The 20604-nt window shown below is 66.5% G+C and carries 16 protein-coding genes and 3 pseudogenes; 10 read left to right on the top strand and 9 right to left on the bottom strand.

The window, feature by feature from the left end:
• Nucleotides 1-6: 6 nt before the first annotated feature.
• The 3 genes from QP181_RS18590 to QP181_RS18580 all read right to left on the bottom strand — a co-directional run bounded on the left by QP181_RS18590 (nucleotide 7) and on the right by QP181_RS18580 (nucleotide 4797).
• Nucleotides 7-1890 carry a CHASE4 domain-containing protein gene (locus tag QP181_RS18590; protein WP_333929441.1) on the bottom strand — a complete coding sequence of 628 codons (1884 nt, stop codon included), beginning with the start codon at nucleotides 1888-1890 and terminating at the stop codon, nucleotides 7-9.
• Nucleotides 1890-3791 carry a putative bifunctional diguanylate cyclase/phosphodiesterase gene (locus QP181_RS18585; RefSeq protein ID WP_333929440.1) on the bottom strand — a complete coding sequence of 634 codons (1902 nt, stop codon included), beginning with the start codon at nucleotides 3789-3791 and terminating at the stop codon, nucleotides 1890-1892. Before QP181_RS18585 ends, QP181_RS18590 begins: the two co-directional genes overlap by 1 nt.
• A gap of 91 nt (nucleotides 3792-3882) precedes the next feature.
• A complete protein-coding gene (locus tag QP181_RS18580; protein WP_132737796.1) occupies nucleotides 3883-4797 on the bottom strand; it encodes an ROK family protein in 915 nt (304 codons plus the stop codon).
• A 188-nt stretch (nucleotides 4798-4985) separates the two neighbouring features.
• On the opposite strand from QP181_RS18580, the gene QP181_RS18575 reads away from it, so the two are divergent.
• Nucleotides 4986-5588: a Dps family protein gene (locus QP181_RS18575; RefSeq protein ID WP_132737793.1), complete on the top strand. Its 603-nt coding sequence runs from the start codon at nucleotides 4986-4988 to the stop codon at nucleotides 5586-5588.
• 153 nt (nucleotides 5589-5741) lie between these two features.
• Here QP181_RS18575 and glmS read toward each other — a convergent pair whose 3' ends face one another.
• Nucleotides 5742-7565 carry a glutamine--fructose-6-phosphate transaminase (isomerizing) gene (glmS, locus tag QP181_RS18570; RefSeq protein ID WP_333929439.1) on the bottom strand — a complete coding sequence of 608 codons (1824 nt, stop codon included), beginning with the start codon at nucleotides 7563-7565 and terminating at the stop codon, nucleotides 5742-5744.
• Nucleotides 7566-7588: 23 nt separating this feature from the next.
• Nucleotides 7589-8971, bottom strand: coding sequence for a bifunctional UDP-N-acetylglucosamine diphosphorylase/glucosamine-1-phosphate N-acetyltransferase GlmU (glmU, locus tag QP181_RS18565; RefSeq protein WP_333929438.1), 1383 nt, complete (start codon nucleotides 8969-8971; stop codon nucleotides 7589-7591).
• Here glmU and QP181_RS18560 point away from each other — a divergent pair.
• Entirely contained in the window at nucleotides 8970-9701 is a 732-nt protein-coding gene (locus tag QP181_RS18560; RefSeq protein WP_333929437.1) for an HAD-IA family hydrolase, read from the top strand. The two genes, glmU and QP181_RS18560, sit on opposite strands and share 2 nt — an antisense overlap.
• Entirely contained in the window at nucleotides 9698-10057 is a 360-nt protein-coding gene (locus QP181_RS18555; RefSeq protein WP_132896170.1) for a VanZ family protein, read from the top strand. Before QP181_RS18560 ends, QP181_RS18555 begins: the two co-directional genes overlap by 4 nt.
• A gap of 239 nt (nucleotides 10058-10296) precedes the next feature.
• Here the strand turns inward: QP181_RS18555 and QP181_RS18550 are convergent, their stop codons facing one another.
• From QP181_RS18550 to QP181_RS18535, 4 genes and pseudogenes are all read right to left on the bottom strand, one after another.
• On the bottom strand, nucleotides 10297-11286 hold the full coding sequence (locus tag QP181_RS18550; RefSeq protein ID WP_333929436.1) for a nucleotidyltransferase domain-containing protein: 990 nt from the start codon (nucleotides 11284-11286) through the stop codon (nucleotides 10297-10299).
• Entirely contained in the window at nucleotides 11271-12131 is an 861-nt protein-coding gene (locus tag QP181_RS18545) for an HprK-related kinase A (RefSeq protein WP_333929435.1), read from the bottom strand. Before QP181_RS18545 ends, QP181_RS18550 begins: the two co-directional genes overlap by 16 nt.
• Nucleotides 12132-12201: 70 nt before the next feature.
• A complete protein-coding gene (locus tag QP181_RS18540) occupies nucleotides 12202-12402 on the bottom strand; it encodes a hypothetical protein (protein ID WP_333929434.1) in 201 nt (66 codons plus the stop codon).
• Between the two features lie 4 nt (nucleotides 12403-12406).
• Nucleotides 12407-12835, bottom strand: a pseudogene (locus tag QP181_RS18535) (hypothetical protein).
• Nucleotides 12836-12951: 116 nt separating this feature from the next.
• Here QP181_RS18535 and QP181_RS18530 point away from each other — a divergent pair.
• The 7 genes and pseudogenes from QP181_RS18530 to phoB all read left to right on the top strand — a co-directional run bounded on the left by QP181_RS18530 (nucleotide 12952) and on the right by phoB (nucleotide 20463).
• Entirely contained in the window at nucleotides 12952-14178 is a 1227-nt protein-coding gene (locus tag QP181_RS18530; protein ID WP_132737769.1) for an ATP-binding protein, read from the top strand.
• 46 nt (nucleotides 14179-14224) lie between these two features.
• A complete protein-coding gene (locus QP181_RS18525) occupies nucleotides 14225-15295 on the top strand; it encodes a substrate-binding domain-containing protein (RefSeq protein WP_333929433.1) in 1071 nt (356 codons plus the stop codon).
• Between the two features lie 328 nt (nucleotides 15296-15623).
• Nucleotides 15624-16999, top strand: a pseudogene (gene pstC, locus QP181_RS18520) (phosphate ABC transporter permease subunit PstC).
• A 76-nt stretch (nucleotides 17000-17075) separates the two neighbouring features.
• Nucleotides 17076-18290, top strand: coding sequence for a phosphate ABC transporter permease PstA (pstA, locus tag QP181_RS18515; protein WP_443027604.1), 1215 nt, complete (start codon nucleotides 17076-17078; stop codon nucleotides 18288-18290).
• Nucleotides 18290-19067 (top strand): annotated as a pseudogene (pstB, locus tag QP181_RS18510) (phosphate ABC transporter ATP-binding protein PstB). The gene pstA and the pseudogene pstB overlap by 1 nt, the downstream one beginning before the upstream one ends.
• Nucleotides 19068-19081: 14 nt before the next feature.
• The gene (gene phoU, locus QP181_RS18505) at nucleotides 19082-19771 is read left to right on the top strand and encodes a phosphate signaling complex protein PhoU (protein WP_056057297.1); all 690 of its coding nucleotides are present in this window, start codon (nucleotides 19082-19084) and stop codon (nucleotides 19769-19771) included.
• Nucleotides 19771-20463, top strand: a complete 693-nt coding sequence (phoB, locus tag QP181_RS18500) for a phosphate regulon transcriptional regulator PhoB (protein ID WP_055873047.1) — start codon at nucleotides 19771-19773, stop codon at nucleotides 20461-20463. The genes phoU and phoB overlap by 1 nt, the downstream gene beginning before the upstream one ends.
• The last annotated feature ends 141 nt before the right edge of the window (nucleotides 20464-20604 follow it).

Raw genomic sequence — 20604 nt, 5'->3', positions numbered from 1 at the left:
TCCGCGCTACGCCGCGTTGGAGATCGCTGCATCGGCCGCATCCAGCGTCAGTAGCGCGACGGCGCCAAGCCCTGGCCCGTCGCTTTCCAACCGCAGCGTTCCCTTCATCGCAGCCATCGAATTGGCGCACCAGTGGAGCCCGAGCCCGCCCGACTTGTGCGCCCGCGTCGAAAACCCGCGTTGAAACAGCATCGCCCCAGCCTCAGGGGAAAAGCCTTCGCCGTCGTCGCGGATTGCCACGGTGACTCGGCCCTTCGTTTCGGTGATGGTCGCCACGATCGATCCGCTGCCCGTGCCGCGCGCGACGATGGATTCGACCGCGTTGCCGAAGATGTTGCCGATCACCTGACTGAGGATGACCCGGCTCGCCATCACCGGGCTCGGGCCGGCGGGAAAACTGAACGCGATCGAGGTGTCCAGCGAATAGCGCGCGATCGTCGCATTTCGGGCGATGATGTCGCTGACGTCGCACACCTCCAGCGCGGGGCGTTCATGCGCGGCGCGTTGTTGCTGGCCGATGATTTCCAGAACATCCGCCATCGCCTCGCGGCCGATCGCCAGTTCGCGGCGCATGGTCTCGCGGTCGGTGGTTTCGGCGTCGATCGCGGCCGCGACGAACATACTGAGTTTGCGGCGACGTGCATCGGGTATGTCGCCGCGCGCGAGTTCGGCAATCGCACGATCGATCGTCGTCCGGTCGACCGCGGCGGACTGCATAATTCCCTGGCTGAGGATCGTGCTGATCGGATTCAGCGCGTTGCGGACGTTGTGCATGACCGCGACCGCGCTTTCGGTTCGTCCCAAATCGAACGACTGGACTTCGATCTGTTCGCGCAGGTCCTTTAACTGACGCAGCATCGCATTGAAGCTCCTGCCGAGCGAGCCAACCTCGTCGCGCCGGCCGTCCTCTTCCAGCAGCGCTAGCGAGCCCGATGCCCGCACCCGCTGCATGTGGCTTTCGACACGGTGCAGCGGACGCAGCACGAGCCGCTCGATCATCCGCCGGAGCATCACCAGTACCAGCAAGAGCAACATGGTCGAGCCGACAACCGCGAGCAGCAGCATGCGCCGCCCCAACAGCGAGACATCGCGGGGGACGCTGAACCGCGCGCTGGCGACGGCATGACCATCGGCCCCGATCAATGGCACCGCAATCGTCAGCTTCGTGGGGCCGGCGGCAATGGCGACGGCATTGCCGGGCGCTGTGGTGTCGATCTGCGCGCGGGCCCGCAGTACCCTGGACGCTTGCTCGGTCGTCATCACGCGCGCCATCAGGACATAGCCGCGCGGAGTGCCGCTACCGTCCGAACGACGGACGCGGGCAACGCCGATCGCTGCCACCGAGTCGCCGATACGGGCATAGAACCGTCCCGAGCTGCGCCGGCCAAGCACCGTGGCAAGATCGGTTCGCGCGATCATCGTCGTCAGTTGCTGACGCCGGATGTTCGCCTGCTTGCTACCAGCCGCATCGCGCCAGCGGGCGATCACGACGCGGTTGGCGGGGCTGACATAGGCCATGCCGTCGACCCCGATTTCGTACATCGCCTGCGGTAAAAGGCTTTCGCGATCGAAACCGGCGCGTGGGTCGGCCATGTAGGCATAGCTGCCGTTCCAGTCGCCATAGTCACGCACCGCATTTTCGACGTTGGCGGCATAGTCCGATACAGCAGCGCGCGCCCGCGCGACCTGCCCGGCGGTCGCCTTGTCTTCGAGCTGGGTAAAGCTGGGCGTGATGATGCTGGCGAGCAGCAGCGTGATCGCAATCGTCGCGACCAGCCCGACCGCGGTCATGATCATCACCAGCTTGGCACCGAGCGACGAGCGTGTCCGCGTGCGTCCGAACTGCCGGCCCAGAACAGGCGGCAGCCGGCCCATCGCGGCAGACGGCATTAGCCGCGTATCCCGAACGTCTGGCGGATCTTGTGGTCGTCGTTGGACACGTCGTCGCTACCGTCGACCGTGCCGGTCAGCGCCATCTCGAGCGCGCGATCGGCGGTGACCGGGCGCGAGAAGAAATACCCCTGCATATGGCTCGCACCGGCGAGGCGCAGCGCCTGGACCTGCGCCTCGGTCTCGACGCCTTCCGCGATCACGCCGAGGCCGAGGGCGCGGCCGAGATGGATGATCGAATGGACGATCGCGGCGCTTTCACGTTCGCGGCCCATGCCATCGATGAACGACTTGTCGATCTTGAGGCAGTCCAGCGCGAACTTGCGGATGTTGTAGAGGCTCGAATAGCCCGTGCCGAAGTCGTCGAGCGCTATGCGGAAGCCCATTTGCCGCAGTTTGTAGAGCGTTTCGGCGGCACGCTCCGCATCGTCGAAGATCGCGGTTTCGGTAATCTCGATCTGCAGCCGCGCCGGCGCGATGCCAGCGCGCTGAACGCTCTTCATGATGTGCCCGACGAAATTGTGGCGGCGAAACTGGCGCGGGGAAAAGTTCACCGAGACATATTGGCCAGGCCATTGCTTCAGCACGTCGAGCGCCTCGCCCAACACCCAGTCGCCAAGTTCGTGGATGAGGTTCGATTCCTCCGCGATCGGAATGAAGATCGCCGGGCTCATCAGCCCATATTCCTGTGTACTCCACCGGACCAGCGCCTCGAACCCGACCACCTCGATCGCATCGCGGGAGACGATCGGCTGATAGACCAGGCTGAGTTCGCCCCTTTCGATGGCCTGGCCGAGACCGGATTCGACGCGACGGCGAAAACGGATGCCTTCGTCCATGCTCTCGTCGAACAGCCGGACGATGCCGCGCCCGCCGCGCTTCGCGTCGTTGAGGGCAAGGTCGGAACGGCGGATCACGTCGACCGGATCGCCGCCCTGCCCGCCCGCGGTCACGACCAGTCCGGCGGAGGCCCCACCCTGCACCGAATTGCCGAACACCTGCAGACTGACCGAGCACGCGCTGACGATCAGTTCGCAGGCCATCACCGCCGCCGCCTCGCCCGGCGTCTCGAACAGGATCCCGAACTCGTCGCCGCCGAGCCGCGCGACGATCGCTCCCTCGGGCGCAGCCTGATTGAGAATCGCACAGATTTCGCGGATCAGCGCATCGCCGGCGAGATGCCCGAGCGTATCATTGACCAGCTTGAAGCGATCGAGATCGATCATCACGGTGGCGAACAGCCCTTCGTCGCGCGTCCGTGCCGCCAGCGCCCGCAAAAAGGCGAGCCGGTTGGGTGCGTCGGTCAGCGAATCGTGCGTCGCCATGTGCAGCGCGCGACTCTCGTTCGCCGCCAGTTCGGCACCCTGTTCCTCGAGTTGCACGACCTGTGCCGCGAGCAGGTCGCGCGCCGTCGCCAGATCACGATCGTTCCGCCAGCGCTGCGCGAGTGCGGTCGCGGTCTGCAAAATCTCGGCAACCTCGAATGGCTTGGCGATGTAGAAGATCTTGTCGGCGGGGCCGGCGACCTTGCTGATCTCGATCGGCGAGAAATCCGAATAGCCGGTGACGATGACGATGTTGATGTCCGGATCGAGCGCGCGGATGCGTTTCGCGGTTTCGCGGCCATCGATTCCCGGCGGCATCCGCACGTCGATGAACGCAACCGCGAACGGCTCATCGTCGACCACCGCCCGCTCGATCGCGGCGACCGCGTCGAGCCCCTGGTCGCAATAGGTCAGTACGAACGCGGGCGCATCGTCGGTCGCATCGACGCCGTCTTCGCCGAACAGCTCGACCGCCATCGCGTCCAAGGCGGACCCGGTACGCGATCGTGGCCCGGCGAAACTACGCCGGTAGCTGTCGTGCATCGGCGGCTCGTCGTCCACGATCAGAATGCGCATCGGAAACCGCTCCTCGTGAGACACGACCGTCGCCGTCCAGCGATGGCATACGTGCCTCCAGTTCTTGCTACGAAGCGGTAACGAGGTACGGTTAAGACGCCGTAAACGACGTTTCCAGCTGATGGCCAAGAGCCTGTCCGCCGAGCACGATCGCCCCGAGCGGCCCGGCATTGTTGCCCAGCGCAGGCGGCACGATGAACGTGTCGGTCAACGCGACCTCGGGCAGCGTGATATAGCCCCCCAGGCTGCGCGTCATCGCTGCGCGGACGCGGGGGAACAGGTGCGACGCGCCCATCACACCGCCGCCCATCACGATGCGTCGCGGGATCCCGGTCAGCACCAGCGTGTGACACAGCTGCCCCAGCGCATCGGCGACCCCGTCCCAGACCGGATGCTCGGCCGGTGCCTCGTCCGCAGGATGACCAATCCGTGCGGCGATCGCCGGACCGGCGACGAGCCCCTCGATGCAGGCGCCGTGGAACGGGCAATTGCCGATCCAGTCGTCGCCGTGGAACCGCGCAGGCCGGATATGGCCGAGCTCGGAATGCGTCAGCCCGTCGACCGGGCGGTTGTTGGCGATCAACCCCGCGCCGACGCCGGTACCGACGGTCACGTACGCGATATCGGGCAGCCCCTTCGCCGCGCCCCAGAACGCCTCGGCGAGCGCCGCGCCGACGACGTCGCTGTGGAAGCCGGTCGGCACGCCGTACCGGCGCTGCAACCGCCCTGCGACATCGGTGCCCGCCCAGCCCGGCTTGGGAGTCGAGGTGATGTGGCCGTAATCATGCGAATGCCGATCGATCGAGACCGGACCGAAGCTGGCGATGCCGATCGCGACGAACCCGCTCCACCGGTCGAGCACAGCTTCGATCGCCGCCATCGTCTCGTCGGGCCGGGTAGTCGGGATACGCACGGTTTCCTCGATCTGGTCGGGCCCGCGCGCAAGAATACAGATGCATTTGGTCCCGCCAAGTTCGATACCTGCGACCAGAGGTGCTTCCGTCATCCCAAACTCCCAACACGTTGCGGCGGCCCGCTTCCTTTGTGGACGCCACACAGTCAAGGGGGCGCCGACGGGTAATGATGCTAAGCCCACCGAACGCGATCACTGTGAGCGGACAATTCGTTCGCAGTCGATCCGCGCAGTCGTGCGTTCAACGAGTTCGGTTTACGTCAACAGACAGGAATTTCCCGATGGCGAAGAAGCCCGCAAAATTGCCCAAGCTCGATACCTCGGTCGAGGCGCAGCCGCAGTACAAGGTCGAATACCGCGAGATCCAGCCTTACGGCACGCTCAAGCGCCTGCCGATCGCGCTGGAGGACAACGCCCGCGCGCAGAGCGTCGCGACGCTGAACCAGGTGCTCGCGGATACGATGACGATCCGCGACATGTACAAAAAGCATCATTGGCAGATGTCGGGCGCCACCTTCTACCAACTGCACCTGCTGCTCGACAAACATTACGAGGAGCAGGCTGCGCTGGTCGATCTCATTGCGGAACGGATCATGGCGCTTGGCGGCATCTCGATCGCGATGGCGCACGACGTCGCCGAGATGACGACGATCCCCCGCCCGCCCAAGGGCCGCGAGGATGTCCCGACGCAGCTCGCCCGCCTGCTCGAAGCGCACGAGATCATCTTGCGCCAGGCGCATGAGGGCGCGGAAGCCGCCGACGAGTCCGGCGACGATGGCACCAACGACCTGCTGGTGAGCAACATCATCCGCACGCACGAGCCGCAAGTGTGGTTCCTGGCCGAACATCTCGCCGAGACCGAACTCGTCCGCAGTGACAAGTAAGGCGATGTTGCAATCCTCCCCCGCAAGGGGGAGGTGGCAGGCGCCAGCCTGACGGAGGGGGAGGAAAGGAATTACCGCTGTTGCGCGTTCCTCCTCCTCCGTCACCTCCGGCGACACCTCCCCCATGCGGGGGGATTTAAACGCTCGCGTACGCTACTCGACCGTGACGCTCTTCGCGAGGTTGCGTGGCTGGTCGACATCCGTGCCCTTGAGCACCGCTACGTGATACGCCAGTAGCTGCACCGGCACCGCATAAACCAGCGGCGCGATCAGCGGGTGGACCTTGGGCATGGTGATCGTCGCCATGCAGCCTTCGCCGGCCGCCTGGATCCCGTCATAGTCCGAGATCAGCACGACCTTGCCGCCACGTGCCATGACTTCCTGCATGTTGCTGATGGTCTTGTCGAACAGCGGCCCCGACGGCGCGATGACGATGACCGGGACATGCTCGTCGATCAGCGCGATCGGTCCGTGCTTCATCTCGCCAGCGGCATAGCCCTCGGCATGGATGTAGCTGATTTCCTTCAGCTTCAGTGCGCCTTCGAGCGCCAGCGGGTAATCCGTGCCGCGGCCAAGATACAGCACGTCGCGCGCGCTCGCGATCTTGTGCGCCATCGCCTCGATAGCCTCGTCATACGCAAGCGCGCCGTTGAGTGCGGCAGGGGCCTCGGCGAGGTGGCGGACGATCTCGCGCTCCTGATCCCGCGTCAGCAGCCCCTTCGCACGCGCCAGGTTTGCGGCAAGCGCAGCGAGCACGGCAAGTTGGCAGGTGAACGCCTTGGTCGAGGCCACGCCGATTTCCGGCCCGGCATGCGTCGGCAGCAGCAGATCCGCTTCGCGCGCCATCGAGCTGGTCGGCACGTTGACGACGACCGCGATCTTCTGGCCCTCGGCCTTGGCGTGGCGTAGCGCGGCCAGCGTGTCCGCGGTCTCGCCCGACTGCGAGATGAACAGCGCCAAGCCGCCGTCTTCCATCACCGGCGCGCGGTACCGGAACTCCGACGCGACATCGAGATCGACGGGAACGCGCGCGAACTGCTCGAACCAGTATTTGGCGACCATGCCGGCATAGAAGCTCGTCCCGCACGCCACGATCGTCACGCGCTTGATGCTCGACAGGTCGAACTCGGGGATCGGCAGCGTGATCTCGCCTTCCATCCGCTTGAGATACGAGCGGAGCGTCTGCGCGACGACGATCGGCTGCTCGTAGATCTCCTTCAGCATGTAATGCTTGTGGTTGCCCTTCGAGATCACCTCGCCGGTGATCCCGGACAGCGTGATCGCGCGCTCGACGGGCGCGTTGTCGCGGTCATAGACCTGCGCACCGTCGCGGGTCAGCACGACCCAGTCGCCCTCGTCGAGATACGCGATCCGCTGCGTGAGCGGCGCAAGCGCCAGCGCGTCCGAGCCGAGGTACATCTCTCCGTCGCCGTGGCCGACGACCAAGGGCGAGCCAAGACGCGCACCGATCAGCAGGTCGGGATGCTGGCGGAACAGGATCGCGAGCGCGAACGCACCGTGCAGCCGCGGCAGGATCTCGCGGACGGCGGAGACTGGGTCCATCCCCGCCTCGACCTTCTCGCTGACCAGATGCGCGACGACTTCGGTATCGGTCTCGCTGGTGAACACGCGACCGCGCGCGATCAACTCTTCGCGCAGCGGCTTGAAGTTCTCGATGATCCCGTTGTGGACCACCGCGACTTCGCCGGTCGCATGCGGATGCGCATTGTTGGTGGTCGGGCCGCCATGCGTTGCCCAACGCGTGTGCGCGATACCGGTCTTACCGGGCAGCGGATGCGCGGCGAGTTCGTTGGCCAGGTTGACGAGTTTCCCCGACGCACGCCGACGCTCGATCGCGCCGTCATTATCGGTGGCGATACCCGCCGAGTCATAGCCGCGATATTCGAGCCGCTTCAGACCGTCGAGCAACCGACCCGCGACGTCTTCGCCGCTCAGAATTCCAACGATGCCACACATACGATCTTACTCCAGAAACACGCTTATCGGGCAGCCTTACGGGCTATCATCCGCTCGCGGAAGCGCTTGGCCCAAGCGGGTTTGGCGATCTGCTCCGGGCGGACCAACGCGAGTGCGTCGGCCTCGACATCGCTGGTCACGACCGAGCCTGCCGCAACGATCGCGCCCGCGCCGATCGTGACCGGCGCGACCAAGGCCGAGTTGGAACCGATGAACGCCCCCTCGCCGATGACGGTGCGGTATTTAAAATAACCGTCGTAATTGCAGGTGATCGTCCCCGCGCCGATGTTCGCGCCTGCACCGATGTCCGCGTCGCCGATATAGGTGAGGTGGCTGACCTTCGCGCCCTCGCCGATAACGGCTTTCTTGACCTCGACGAAATTGCCGACCTTGGCATCCGCGTGCAGTTCCGCGCCGGGGCGGAGGCGCGCGAACGGGCCGACATTGGCACCCTTGCCGACGGTGGCGCCTTCGACGTGGCTGAACGCGTGAATCGTCGCGCCGTCCTCGATCCGCGCGCCGGGGCCGAACACGACGTTGGGCTCGATCACCACGTCACGACCGAGCTGCGTGTCGTGCGCGAACCAGACGGTGTCGGGCGCGATCAGCGTCACGCCGTCCGCCATCGCCTGTGCGCGACGCGTCGTCTGCCAGGCAGCCTCGACGCCGGCGAGCTCGCCACGGCTGTTGACGCCGGCCACTTCGTCCGCGCCGGTTTCGATGACGGCGGACGAACGGCCGGCGGCGGCGGCAAGCTCGACGATATCGGTCAGGTAATATTCGCCCGCCGCATTGTCGTTGCCGAGCCGGTCGAGCAACGCGAAGAGGTCTGTCGAACGCACCGCCATCAGTCCGGAATTGCAGAGCGTCACAGCACGTTCCGCCTCCGACGCGTCCTTATACTCCACGATCCGGTCCATCCGGCCCGCAGCGTCGGCGATGACGCGACCATAGGCACCGGGATCGGCGGGGCGGAAGCCGAGCACGACCACCGCAGGAATATCGTCGCCGTGCAACCGATCGATCATCCGCTGCATCGTCGCCGCGGTGACCAGTGGCACGTCGCCGTAGAGAATGAGCACGTCGCCTTCGAACCCGGTAAGGGCCGCGCGGGCCTGCGCCACCGCATGCCCGGTACCGAGCTGTTCGGCCTGGAGCGCGGTGGCAATGCCGTGCGGCGCGACCGCCGCCTCGACCTGCTCGCGCCCCGCCCCGGTGACGACGACCGTCTTCGCGGGGTGCAATGCCGCCGCGCTTGCGACCAGATGCAGCAGCATCGGCCGCCCGGCGATCGGGTGAAGCACCTTGTGCAGGTCCGATTTCATCCGGGTGCCCTTGCCGGCCGCGAGGATCACCACCGCGATCGGATGCGCCGGAAACGGTTGGTCGTTGGAATGCGTCGTCATGGAAGGATCGCTGCCACGAAAGCCTTGCCAATTCCATAGCGTCGCTGGCAGGCCCCTGTGCAATGACGCATTTTTATTCGATATCGTCGGGTTCGACCTCGACGGCACGCTACTCGACACCAGTGGAGACCTTGCCGCCGCGGTCAATCATGCGCTCGCCTCGGTCGATCGCCCACAGCTGACCGTCGAGCAGGTCAAGCCGATGATCGGCGGCGGCGCGCGGCACATGCTCAAGCAGGGCCTGACTGCGACCGGCGGCTATGACGAGGCGATGCTCGACTCGCTGCATGCGAAGCTTCTCGCTTACTACGAGGCGAATATCTGCGTGCATACCAGACCGTATCCGGGCGTGATCGAGGCGCTCGACGCACTGGCGGCGAAGGGCGTGACGCTCGGCATCGTCACCAACAAGATCGAGCGGTTCGCGCGGACCGTGCTCGCCGAACTCGGGCTGACCGATCGGTTCGCGTGCATCCTCGGCGGGGACACGCTGACCGAGTCGAAGCCCTCGCCGATGCCGATCCATGCGATGGTGAAGCTGTGTGGCGGCGGCCGCGCCGCGTTCGTCGGCGATTCGGTCTTCGACATCCAGGCCGGACAGGCGGCGGGGCTGCCGGCGATCGCATGCAGCTTCGGCTTCCTGATGCAGCCGGTCGCCGAGCTTGGCGCCGACGCGGTGATCGACGGCTACGACGAACTGATGCCGACGCTGGAAAGGCTCGGCGCATGAACCGGACGACGCTCACGCGCGTCGCGCTGGTCCTTGCGGTGGTGTTCGCGGTGACGATGGCGCTGCTGCCGAAGCCGCCGCACATGCCGACCGACCAGTTCGGCGACAAGTTCGAGCATATGCTCGCATTCGCCACGATGGCGTTGCTGGCGGCGCTCTCGTTCCCGACCGCCCGGCTGTTCCGGATCGGCGAGCGGCTGTCGTTCCTCGGCGCGCTGATCGAGGTGCTGCAGTCGATCCCGTCGCTGCACCGCGATTGCGACATCCACGACTGGATCGCCGATACGCTGGCGATCACGTTGGTGTTGCTGATCGTCTGGGCGGCCCGGCGCGGGCGCGGCGCGCGGTTGCCGTAACGCCGGGCGAGCTGAAGCCCAGCGTCCTCCTCCCGGTCTCCGCCGCCTCCCAATTCCCGTCACCCAATTCCCGTCACCCAATTCCCGTCACCCCAGCGAAAGCTGGGGTATCATCGTGCAGGCCACCGTCGCTCGCCAAACAGGGAGACCCCAGCTTTCGCTGGGGTGACGGCAGGAGGGGACGAGGTGCCGAGTGAGGAAGCGGTCGTGGCGTCTGCGAAGACGGATAGCAGCCAAGCTCACCCCTTCCTGAACTTTGTCCAGAGATGTCGCACCAGCATTGCCGGCGGCATCCGCAACCAGTGCGAGCGGACATAGAAGGCGAACCGGGTCAGCGGGCGCGTCGGCCTGCCCCAACCGTCCCGCGCGGTCAGGCGGCGGATGTAGAGGCGATCGATACAGCGCGTGCGGCCCTCGCCGAACAGCGCATCGGCCAGCCGCAGCGATCGCGCCACCTCCCGGTGCAAACCATGATGAAGCGCGTCCGCGCCAAGCCCATCGGTCCCGAACTCGTCGACCAGACAGCGGATGTCCCACAGGTTGCGCAACCCGCCCGCCAGATCGCCGTCCGCGAACAGGTGCGCCGCGGCGTGGACGATCATACCGTTGGAGGAGAGCGTGCGCAGGCCGTTCTCCAGCGCCACGCTCCCCTCGATCAGCGCCCCCGCATCGGGCGTGATCCGCGCCGTCAACGGCAGGATCGTATGGTGGACGTCGATCATCCGATCGCGCTCGCGGTGGATCAGCGGCGGGAGCTCGTGCATCCAGCGGCGGTAATAGACCTCGTCATACGGGTCGGGCTTCACCCATTCCCACCCCGCCGCAAGCAGCGCCGCCTCGACCGCATCGAGCGAGGCGCGCGGCACCAAAATGTCGAGATCGCCGATCGACCGCCCCTGCCCCGCCGACAACCTCGCCGCGACGAACGCGGTGCCCTTCAGCAGCACGACCGGGCAGTCGACCGCGGCGAGCGCGCGCCGTGCCATCTCCGCCTCCCACAATGCCGCGCGCCTGCCGTGCTCCGCGGCGGCCCGCGCGTCGGCGAGGATCGCCTTCACCGCGTTCGGCATCGCCAGACCGTCGAGCCGCAGCGCCAGTGTCCCGATCAACTGTTCCGCGCGCGCCATCGCCAGCAACGCGGTCCACCCTTCCGCATCGAGCCCGACAACGCTTGACGGATCGGCCAGCGCCCGCGCGAGCATGCGGGCGTCGGTCACAGGTCCGCCCATAAGGCCTCGACCTGTTCGATCGCGCTCGGCCCATCGGGATAGTCCACCGCGATCGCGGGCACGTCGGCGATCAGGCCGGTCAGCGCGCGAAACCCCGCCTCGCCGAGCGCGACATAGTTGGTCGAGGCCTGCGTCATCCGCACGAATGCCTCGCCGGGCTGGACCGACCGCGTCTCGGGCGCGAAGCCGTAGCGCGGGAATACCAGCAACGCCGGCCGCGCAGGCACGTTCATCGCTGCGATCGCCCGCGCATCGGGGACCATGTGGCGGATGTCGCCCTTCGGCGTCGCGCGCAGCAGCGGCCCCATCCGCGCCTCGGGCCATGCCGCCTCGGCCGCGACAATCCCCTCGTTCTTCAGGCTGATCAGCCGCGGGAACGCGTGGACGAGCCCGGTCGCCGGTTCGAGCAGCACGAACTCGTCCCCCATGAACCGCCAGCCCTTCGCCGCCAGCAGCGTCGCGAGCGTCGACTTGCCCGCCCCCGAGATGCCGGTCATCAACAGCGCACGCCCGTCGCGCTCGACTGCCGACGCATGCAGCAACAGATACCGCCGCGCACCCAGCGCCATCTGCAGGTTCATCGCCATCTCGGCGGCAAGCAGCCCCTGGCGCAACGGCAGCGGGGCAGCCTCGGGCAGCATGTAATCACCGCCGATCTCGACCGACGGGCGGAGGAAACGGCGCCAAGGCCGACGCGCGAACAGCCGGACCGTGAAGTCGGGAACGCCGTCCAGCGGCTTGGGATAATCGCGGTACAGCGTCTCGAGGTGCGCGATCGGCGCGCGCCAGTCCGAACCGATGCGGAAGCCGACCGGGCCGATCCGCACGGAGAAGGCGTGCCTCATGCGCGCTCGACCAGCCCGGCCTCCACCAGTTCATCGAGCCGCGCCGCCAAAGCCTCGCGGGTGCCGTCAGTCAGATCATAGTCGCGCCCGAGATGCACGAGCAGCGCATCGAGCGACCGCGCCCCTCCTGCACAGCAGCGAGGATCTGTGGCGCGGGGTCGGTCAGCAGATGCGTGATCCCCGACGCCCGGTGATAGACCGCGGTAAACTCGTCGAGCGGTGCAATCAGCAGGCCATCGCTCGGCGGTGCGCGATAGACCGCATTATCCACGGCCTCAGCCGCGCGGCATCTGCAGCGATGCGAAACAGGTGAAGCCGCCCTGGCCACGCTGCAACCGGCGGATATATTTGACATAGGCGCGGCTGCGCTCCAGAATCGGTCCCGGGCAGCGTGCTGCCATTGGCCATCGCGCGCTTGACCTCTTCGCCCTTGAACGGACGTGGCGACGAGGGAAACGCCCCCTGGTACGCGCGGGAACGACCTTGCCATCGGCATCGATGTAGCTGCCTGCGCGGCTCGCATCGGGGACGGGTATTTCGCAGTTCAGTACCGACCCCGCGGTCTGCGCGAGCGCGGGCCGGATCGACATCACCGCACCGGCCGTCACCGCACCAAGCGCTAGCACGCGCCGCCGCGACGGCACGTCGGCGCTTGCGGCGGCATCCGGGTTAGGCGGGTCCTGAGTGAATCGCGTATCGTCCATGATGCCCCTGCTATAGTGCAGCCCTTTCACAATCCTGAAGCGCTGACAATATAGCCGCGCCGACCGTACCGAACTAGGACGGGCGAGCGCCCAGTCTGTGCGCCCTGGAGATTACAATGCTGTCGGGATTTGGCCTGCGTACCTTCTGGGCGATCGTCGTCGTCGTCGTCGCATCGATCGGCGTGTTCGCGATTACGCGCGACGTGCAGGGTGCGATCGTCGCGGTGGTCGGCGGGATCGCCGCCGCGCTGGTCGCGGCAGGGACTGGCGACGAGGCGCCTGCCCCCGACGATGCGGCGCATACCGCGCCGTCGGTGCTCGACGACGTGCTCGATGCGATCGTCGCGCCGGTGCTGCTGGTACAGGACGGGCGCGTGACGCTCGCCAACCGCGCCGCCCGGACGTTGCTCGGCGCGCATATCCTCGGCGAGGATGCGCGCGTCGCGATCCGACATCCGGCGGCGGCCGAGCGACTGGGGACTCCGGGACCGATCGATGGCGAGCGGCCGATCGAACTGGTCGGGCTCGGCACGCGCGACCAACGCTGGGAGATGCGGCTGAGCGAGGCATCGGACGGACAGCGGATCGTCCACCTCGTCGACCAGACCGGCAACTATGCCGCCGAACGGATGCGGATCGATTTCGTCGCCAATGCGAGCCATGAGCTACGCACGCCACTCGCGTCGATCCTCGGCTTCATCGAGACGCTGCGCGACGAGGCGGGCGAGGATGCGGACGTTCGCGCGCGCTTCCTCAAGGTGATGGACGACGAGGCGCGGCGGATGCAACGGCTGGTCGAGGATCTGATCTCGTTGAGCCGAATCGAGGCGGAGAAGTTCCGCCTGCCCGACAGCGCGGTCGATCTCGCGCAGTTGGTGGAGGATACGCGCGAGGAACTGGCCGACGCAGCGGGTGATCGCGGGCAGGATCTGGTCGCGACGATCGCTTCGGACCTGCCGGCGGTATCAGGCGACCGCGTCCAGCTGTCGCAGATGCTCCACAATCTGATCGGCAATGCGATGAAATACGGTCGCGCGGGGACGCCGGTGACGATCGCGCTGAAACGCGACGATGCCGGCATGATCCGCCTGTCGATCCGCGACGAGGGCGACGGCATCGCGGCGGTCCATATCCCGCGGCTGACCGAGCGCTTCTATCGCGCCGATGCAGGCCGCAGCCGGTCGCTAGGCGGCACCGGGCTCGGCCTCGCGATCGTCAAGCACATCGTCGAGCGGCATCGCGGACGGCTCGATATCGCCAGCCAGGTCGGCGTCGGCACCACCGTGTCGGTCATTCTGCCGCCAAGCGGCGTGGTGGCAAAAGGCGGTGTCATAAAAGGGTAACGCAACTGTCACACAGGATCGCCTTAAGTACCGCTAAGGCCGGTGCATGACGGGAATTCTGGTGCAGCGGTTCGTTCTTCTAGGAGTGTTGGGGGCGGTGACGGGCGCTCTGGCGGCGTGCGTCGATCAGGCGAACGGCGGCGGTGCAGGCTCGCGCGACCAGATCACCGCGGTCGGGTCCTCGACCGTCTATCCGTTCACGACGATGATCGCCGAGCAGCTCGTCGCCAACGATCCCGATGCGAAGGCGCCGGTGATCGAATCGACCGGCACCGGCGCCGGGATGAAGCTGTTCTGCGCGGGAATCGGCGCGGCGCACCCCGATATCGAGGATGCATCGCGGCGGATGAAGGCGAGCGAATATAAGAGCTGCGCCGAGAATGGCGTGCGCGACGTGATGGAAATCCAGGTCGGGATCGACGGCATCGCCTTTGCCGAGGCGAAGAACGGCCCGAAGATGCAGCTGACGCCGACCGACCTCTACAAGGCGCTCGCCGCTAATCCGGGTGGCAAGGTGAACACGGCACGGGTGTGGCGTGACGTGAACCCGGCCCTGCCCGCGGTGCCAATTCAGGTCTACGGGCCGCCCGCAACGAGCGGGACGCGCGATGCGCTCGCCGAGCTAATTCTCACCAAGGGGTGCGAGGCGAGCGATCCCTCGGCCAAGGCGCTCGCGAAGTCCGATGCCGATGCCCACAAGGCGCTTTGCACGCGGGTGCGCGAGGACGGGGTGTATGTGGACGCGGGCGAGAACGACAATCTGATCGTCCAGAAATTGCAGTCGAACCCGAATGCGATCGGCGTGTTCGGGTACAGCTATCTCGAAGAAAACAAGGACGCGGTGAACGGCGTGTCGATCTCGGGTGTCGCGCCGACCTATGCGACGATCGCGGACAATGCGTATCCGGGGTCTCGGCCGCTGTATATCTATGTGAAGAAGGCGCATCTGACCGCGATTCCGGGGCTGCGAAACTTGTTGAAGCTGTATGCGGCGAATTGGGGTGTGAGCGGGCCGCTGGTGAAGCGCGGGCTGATCGCGGCGCCCGCTGCGATCCAGGCGCGATCGGCGGCGATCATCGCGAACGAGACGGTGCTGGATCCGGCGGTGTTATCGTGATCGGTTTCCTGTTCACTACGCCCGCCTTCTTTTCGGTTCCCTCGCGAAAGCGGGGGTCCAGGGGCCAAGCTCGATATCGGAACTTAGCTGGGCCCCCGCGTCCGCGGGGGAACGGGGGTTTGGTGACGTTTGGTTCACACAACAGGGCAACCACCCCAGCGACCGCCGCCACCCCGGCGAAGGCCGGGGCCCAGTTGGGCACCGTTGATTTGGCTGAAGCGGCGCGCCGTTACCTCGACCTTTCCACCTGGGCCCCGGCCTTCGCCGGGGTGGCGGCTGGTGAGGTGGTGCGCATGCGCGCAACGAATCTTGGCGGGCGAGAAGCATAATGTCCGCCATCGCTCTCCTCTTCCTCGTCGCAGGCCTCGGTCTCATCGGCTGGCTCACCGCGCGCGTCCGCGCCACCCGCTTCCGCGCCGGCAGCACCGCCAGGTTCAGTTCGCTCCCCTCGCATCACGGCTGGTACGTCGCGTTGTGGACCGCGATCCCGCCGCTCGTCTTCCTCGTGGTGTGGTCGGTAACGTCGCCCGCGCTAGTCACCGACGCGGTCCTCGCGACCCCGGCGGCCATCCAGCTCCCCCGCCCGGCTTCGACCGCGCCTCAATCCTGTCCGAAGCGCGCAGCCTCGCCGAGGGCCGCAGCTTCGGCGCCTTCCACGGTCTCGCGCAGACGCTCGCCCTCTCCTACGCCGCGGCGCAATCGCGCTACGACTGGATCGCCACCGCCGCCGCGCTGCTGCTCGCCTTTGCCGGCGGCGCGTTCGCGTTCACTCGCGTCAGACCCGGGTTCGGCGCGCGGACTCAGATCGAGCGGGTCGTCATGCTCGCGCTGCTCGGCGCGTCGCTGATCGCGATCCTCACCACCGTCGGGATCGTCGCGTCGCTGCTGTACGAATCGGTGCGGTTCTTCTCGGTCGTGCCGATCACCGACTTCCTGTTCGGGACGCATTGGAGCCCGCAGGTGATCGACGCGCGCGATCCGGGCGCGTCGCTCGGCGCGGTGCCGTTGTTCTGGGGGACGTTCTTCATCGGCGCGGTGATCGCCATGATCGTCGCGATCCCGTTCGGGCTGATGAGCGCGATCTACCTCACGCAATATGCCAAGCCGACCACGCGCAAATGGATGAAGCCGATCCTCGAGATGCTCGCGGGCGTGCCGACCGTCGTCTACGGTTATTTCGCCGCGCTGACCGTCGCGCCGGCGGTGCGCGATCTCGCGGTGTCGATCGGGATCAGCTGGGCGTCGTCCGAAAGCGCGCTCGCCGCGGGGCTCGTGATGGGCATCATGATCATCCCGTTCGTCTCGTCGATGGCGGATGACTCGATCGCAGCGGTCCCGTCGTCGATGCGCGACGGCAGCCTCGCAATGGGCGCGACCTCGTCCGAGACGATCCGCCGCGTGCTGCTCCCGGCCGCCCTCCCCGGCGTCGTCGGCGGCGTGCTACTGGCCGTGTCGCGCGCAATTGGCGAAACCATGATCGTCGTCATGGCCGCGAGCGGAGTCGCGACGCTGACGCTCAACCCGTTCGCCAGCACCACCACCGTCACCAAGCAGATCGTCGACCTGCTGACCGGCGAGGCGGAGTTCGACAGCCCCAAGACGCTCGCCGCGTTCGCGCTGGGCCTGACGCTGTTCGTCGTCACCCTCCTTCTCAACATCGTCGCGCTCCGCGTCGTCAAACGGTACCGCGAAGCCTATGACTGACACGCTTGTCACCCCCCTGCCGACCAGCACGGCCGAGCCGGTGCGCCGCGTCCCGACCGACTGGACGACGCAGGCGATGCAATCGCGGATCAAGCGTCGCTACGCGTCCGAGCGCCGCTTCCGTTTCGCCGGGCTCGCCGCGGTTTGGATGTCGGCCGCGTTCCTCGCCTTCCTGTTGTTCTCGATGCTGAGCCAAGGCGCGAGCGGGTTCGTCGAGACGCGCGTCGCGCTCCCGGTCGATCTCGCGGCGGCGAAACTGCCGATCGAGCCTTCGCGGCTGGTCGGACGCGGCGCCGATCTCGCGCTCGCCGGCGCCGGCCTCGAAGGCACAGTGCTGGCCGCCGCGAGCACCGCCTACGGCAAGGACGGCGCGAACCTGTTGTCCGACGGCGCGTGGGCGGTGGTCCGCGATGCGATCAAGGCCGACCCGTCGCTGCTCCAGCGCAGGACGGTGTTCGAAGTCCCCGTCTCCAGCCCGATCGACGTCGCCGCCAAGGGCGTCGGCACGCCCGAGGCGGAGGCGACCTATGCACGCCTCAACGCCCGCGGCGCGGTGTCGCGCGGGTTCAATGCCGGGTTCCTGACCTACGCCGACTCGACCGACGCCACCCGCGTCGGGATCTGGGGCGCGTTCAAGGGATCGCTGTTGACGATGGCGGTTACGCTGTTGCTCGCCTTCCCGATCGGCGTGCTGTCGGCGCTGTATCTCGAGGAATACGCGCCGAAGAACCGCTGGACCGACCTGATCGAGGTGTCGATCAACAACCTCGCGGCGGTCCCGTCGATCATCTTCGGCCTGCTCGGGCTGGCCGTTTTCCTCGGTACGTTCGGGATGCCCCGTTCGGCACCGATCGTCGGCGGCCTGACGCTCGCGCTGATGACGATGCCGGTGATCGTCATCGCCGGGCGCAACGCGATCAAGGCGGTCCCGCCGTCGATCCGCGACGCGGCGCTCGGGATCGGCGCGTCGCCAGTCCAGGTCGTGTTCCACCACGTCCTGCCGCTCGCTTTGCCCGGTATCCTCACCGGCACGATCATCGGCATGGCACGCGCGCTCGGCGAGACCGCGCCGCTGCTGATGATCGGCATGCGCGCGTTCATTGCAGCCCCGCCGTCCGGGCTAAGCGATCCCGCGACCGTGCTGCCCGTCCAGATCTTCCTCTGGTCCGATCAGGTCAGCCGCGGCTTCGTCGAGAAGACCTCCGCCGCGATCATCGTCCTGCTCGTGTTCCTGCTCGCGATGAACGGCGTCGCGATCTACCTCCGCAACCGATTCGAGACCCGCTGGTGATGCCAAAACCTTTCAAGCCTCCCGTCCTCAAGATGACGGCGCGCAACGTCTCCGTCGCCTATGGCAGCAAGATCGCGATCAACGATGTCTCGATCGACGTCGACCAAGACGAAGTCGTTGCGTTCATCGGCCCGTCGGGCTGCGGCAAGTCGACCTTCCTGCGCACGCTCAATCGGATGAACGACACCGTCGCGAGTGCGCGCGTCACAGGCGAGATCAAGCTCGACGGCCAGGATATCTACTCGCCCGACATGGACGTGGTGCAGCTCCGCGCCCGCGTCGGCATGGTGTTCCAGAAGCCCAACCCGTTCCCGAAATCGATCTACGAGAACGTCGCCTACGGCCCGCGCATCCACGGTCTCGCGGGCGCAAAGGCGGATCTCGACCGGATCGTCGAGAAGTCGCTGCGCCGGGCGGGCCTGTGGGACGAGGTCAAGGATCGCCTCTCGGACAGCGGCACCGCGCTGTCGGGCGGCCAGCAGCAGCGTCTCTGTATCGCGCGCGATCGCGGTCGATCCCGAGGTCATCCTGATGGACGAACCATGTTCGGCGCTCGATCCGATCGCGACCGCGAAGATCGAGGAGCTGATCCACGAACTGCGCGGCCGCTACGCCATGGTGATCGTCACGCACAACATGCAGCAGGCGGCGCGCGTCAGTCAGAAGACCGCGTTCTTCCACCTCGGCACGCTGGTCGAATACGGCAACACCTCGGACATCTTCACCAATCCCCGCGAAGAGCGGACCAAGGATTACATCACCGGCCGTTACGGCTGAGTCGGGAAACGACCATGAACACGCATACGGTCAAGGCCTTCGACAACGACATCGGCGAGCTCCGCGGGTTGATCTCGCAGATGGGCGGGCTCGCCGAGGACGCGATCGACAAGGCGATGCAGGCGCTGCAACGCAACGATCTCGCGCTCGCGGAGCAGGTCCGCGTCGCCGACAAGCAGATCGACGTCATCGAAGCCGAGGTCGAGCGGCTGGCCGTGCGGATCATCGCCCTGCGCGCGCCGATGGCAGTCGACCTTCGCGAAGTCGTCGCCGCGCTGAAGATCGCGGGCGTCGTCGAGCGGATCGGCGATTACGCGAAGAACATCGCCAAGCGAGTGCCGATGATCGAGAGCGAGCATAGGATCGAGCCGATCTCGATCCTGCCCGCGATGGGTCGGATGGCGAGCGAGATGGTCCACGACGTGCTCGACGCGTTCGCCGCGCGCGACCCCGAGGAAGCCGTCCGCGTCGTCGAGTGCGACAATGCGCTGGACGATTTCTACGACAGCATCTTCCGCACGCTCGTCACCTACATGGTCGAGAACCCCAGGACGATCGGCCAGGTCGCGCACCTGCTGTTCGTCGCCAAGAACCTCGAGCGGATCGGCGATCACGCCACCAACGTCGCCGAGATGGTCTATTTCGCCGCGACCGGCACGCAGATGGTCGATCGCGAACGCGGCATAAAGAAGGAGCAGGCATAATGGCACGCGCGAAGATGCTGCTGGTTGAGGACGATGCCGCCCTCGCCGAATTGCTGGTTTGGCATTTCAAGCGCGAGGATTTCGAGATCGCGCATACCCCCGATGGCGAGGAAGCTTTGCTGCTCGCCAAGGAGAAGGTGCCCGACATCGTCCTGCTCGACTGGATGGTCGAGGGGCTATCGGGGATCGAGGTGTGCCGTCGCCTGCGCCGCGCACCCGAGACGCAGAACGTGCCGATCATCATGCTGACCGCGCGTGGTGAGGAAGAGGATCGCGTCCGCGGGCTTGAGACCGGTGCGGACGATTACGTCACAAAGCCCTTCTCCCCGCGCGAACTCGTCGCCCGCGTCGGCGCGGTCCTGCGCCGCGTCCGCCCTGCGCTGGCCGGCGAAGCGCTCAGCTATGCCGACATCGAGATGGACACGGTCGGCCACAAGGTCCGTCGTTCGGGCGAAGTCGTCTCACTCGGACCGACCGAGTTCCGATTGCTCAAGCATTTCCTCGAGCATCCCGGCTGGGTGTTCTCGCGCGAACGCCTGCTTGATGCGGTGTGGGGCCACGACTCGGATATCGAGAGCCGCACGGTCGACGTCCACATCCGGCGACTGCGCAAGGCGATCAACGTCGGCGAGCGCCCGGACATCATACGCACCGTCCGTTCGGCAGGCTATTCACTCGATACGGGGGGCTGAGGACTCTGTCCCGCTATGGGTCTAGCGGCGGGACGAATGGAATCGGATGCGAAACGAAGGACCCAAGCGCGAGTTAGTGCGTTCAGACGTCGCGCTACCAAAATGGTGCACCCATTTAGGAGATTCATATGAAGTCCATCC

The organism is Sphingomonas sp. LR55, from assembly GCF_036856015.1.
Taxonomy (GTDB): Bacteria; Pseudomonadota; Alphaproteobacteria; order Sphingomonadales; family Sphingomonadaceae; genus Sphingomonas.
The sequence above is the reverse complement of the archived record's forward strand: the minus strand, read 5'-3'. Positions and strand labels throughout refer to the sequence as shown.